Here is a 2,281-nt window from a genome sequence, read left to right as displayed (position 1 = left end):
AATCTAACAAGATTCTTTTTGCTGTCCTTGCCTTCTGCAAGGATTAAAGCTGCTCCAGGGACTGTTGCTACAACCTCAATAGGTTTCATAATACCTGTAACAACTTTAACTCCGTCAACGACAACTTCATTGCCGTTTACCTCAGCAGCTGGAGCAGGATAAGGAGTATCGTTGCTCACAAACTTGAAGCAGGCATTGACCTTATCCTTTGTAAGGACTGTTCCGTCGTCAAAAGTTACTTCTTCGCCGTTGATAGCGGTGATCATAACTTCTGCACCTGTCACCATGTTAATCATTTTGTCATTAATTCTTCTGTTCATCATAATTTTTACCTCCTGGGATTCTAACCCTAATTAAATTTAGCTGAATGAGCTGAACATACTCTTCAACCATTAATAGTTTTGAGTGAGAACTCTACAGGAGCTATCGCATACTCCAGTCATCTCACTACAATTAAGATATGTGATAAAACTGCTACGATAACAAAAAACTTTTTAAAAACAGAAATCCTCTCGAAACATATGCGTAATCCTTTGCGGAACTATCTTTAGTATATATTACTAGTCCTATATTGTCAATGCATGTTCCTCTGTTTTTCCATATTTGTGTGTAAAATTATAATTTCGTGAAAATATAACGGGTTGTACCTGAACTTATAGATAAAAATAGTGCCAAACAAAATACCACTTGCTAGTCCTATATTTTTGATATATAATATTCTTAAGATGAGGCTGGGAAGCCTAAATCTTTTAATAACTACCAATCAGGAGGAATAATATGCCAATTACTGAAGCTCAGAAAAAAGCAAGCTTAAATTATATCAAAGAACATTATGATCAGATTTGTATCAAAGTAAAAAAAGGAACAAGAGAGAGAATCCGCACCCGTGCTGCAGATTGTAATAAATCAATGAACGAATATATAAGTTCTTTAATTTATGAAGACATGGACGGTATAGAAAATCCTCAGTATAATCCAGAAATTCATATGTATTTGAAATTTGTACGCAAACTATTGCGTAGAGAATCTCTTTGGACCGACGTTGGGAACACGCTTGCTCGATGTCTCAAGGACCACGAGATTACTGAGGACGATTATTGCACCATTATCTGCGCATCTGGCGTAGACAGAAATAAATTTGACAGCAGAATGAGAGCAGCTGGTATTGCAGTACCAAGCACAAGACATACAATTAAGTAAATGCGAACAGAAAAAAGCAGCCGTAGGTTTTATCCTATGACTGCTCTTTTTTTATTATTGTTGCGAACTCCCTAGAAAAGCGAAGTCTGCTCAGGAACACGTCCTGTACTCTTTCTCCTTTTTGATGGAGTTTTTAATTTGTTTTCAGCTCTTTTGGCTGCAGCTTTTGCTTTACGAGCCTCCGCTGCAGCTTTTGCTTTTGCTGCCTTTTCTGCTGCCACTTCTGCTTTTGCTTGAGCGAAATCCACATTCCAATCAAGTTCTGCAGCTTCGTACGCTTCATAAAGACACCAGTTAAGAATTTCTTCTCCGACTTTTTTACCTGTCTTTGAAAAGACTCCTGTTACAAAAAGCTGATCTCTCGCACGTGTCATAGACACATACATAAGTCTTCTAATTTCTTCCTGCTCTGCACGAGCATTAAGCGGGATATCACTAAAATCTGAAAGATCAAGATAAAATAGTGATAGGTAGGCCCCTGATATTATCTCAGGCCTTTCCCCCACTCCACACCGTGCATGCGAGTTTCCCCGCACACGGCGTTCCATCGGTTAGCTTTAGTCTCAACATATCTGACCACCGTTAAGTAGTTAGTTTGTTAGTTTGTTAGTTTGTTGGTATTGGTTCCAAATTTGCCAATTTCCTTAATTTATTAACCTTTTCTAATTGCTTTTTGTCCAAGTTATAAAGATTTACATATTTCTGAATTGTTTCATCTTTGGTTGCATGTATAAGCTTGTGAATCTGTTCTAGTACCAGGATCAGGTTTTTGTAGTCATCTGTTCCTCCTAATTTCTTAGGCGTTTTATGATGGCAGTGAATATCAGAAATGTTCTGAAATTCTATACCTGTGATAGCACATTTTCCCTTTTGCCCAGAGTATAATGAAATTCTATTGTCATTGTATTCAATGCTTTGATATTTCACTGGACTTCTCATAAGAGACGTTAGTAGCTTTAAGTTATCCAAATTTTTATGAATCAATTCTCTTCCAGAGGCAGTGTATACATTCTCTCCTCTTATGTAAAATGTCTGCCATTTAGTCTGAATATACACAATTGTATATATTGGTTCCTTTGTT

General features: G+C 37.1%; 4 protein-coding genes. 1 reads left to right on the top strand and 3 read right to left on the bottom strand.

What is annotated here, in order from left to right; all coding sequences use genetic code 11:
• On the bottom strand, nt 1-323 hold a 323-nt coding region (locus tag ACT8VG_RS10315; protein WP_444195815.1), incomplete at its 3' end, for a hypothetical protein.
• Between the two features lie 454 nt (nt 324-777).
• On the opposite strand from ACT8VG_RS10315, the gene ACT8VG_RS10310 reads away from it, so the two are divergent.
• A complete protein-coding gene (locus ACT8VG_RS10310) occupies nt 778-1,200 on the top strand; it encodes a hypothetical protein (RefSeq protein ID WP_444195814.1) in 423 nt (140 codons plus the stop codon).
• A gap of 71 nt (nt 1,201-1,271) precedes the next feature.
• On the opposite strand, the gene ACT8VG_RS10305 is transcribed toward ACT8VG_RS10310, so the two are convergent.
• Together ACT8VG_RS10305 and ACT8VG_RS10300 are read right to left on the bottom strand one after the other, a co-directional pair.
• Nucleotides 1,272-1,748 (bottom strand): hypothetical protein, encoded by a 477-nt coding sequence (locus ACT8VG_RS10305; RefSeq protein ID WP_444195813.1) that lies wholly within the window; start codon nt 1,746-1,748, stop codon nt 1,272-1,274.
• Between the two features lie 58 nt (nt 1,749-1,806).
• Nucleotides 1,807-2,281, bottom strand: a 475-nt coding sequence (locus ACT8VG_RS10300; protein ID WP_444195812.1) for an HNH endonuclease, incomplete at its 5' end; no start/stop codon positions are given.

Source organism: Catenibacterium sp., from assembly GCF_052354645.1.
Classification (GTDB): domain Bacteria; phylum Bacillota_I; class Bacilli_A; order Erysipelotrichales; family Coprobacillaceae; genus Catenibacterium; species Catenibacterium mitsuoka_A.
Note: the sequence above shows the minus strand (reverse complement) of the source record. Positions and strands in the feature narration are given on the sequence as shown.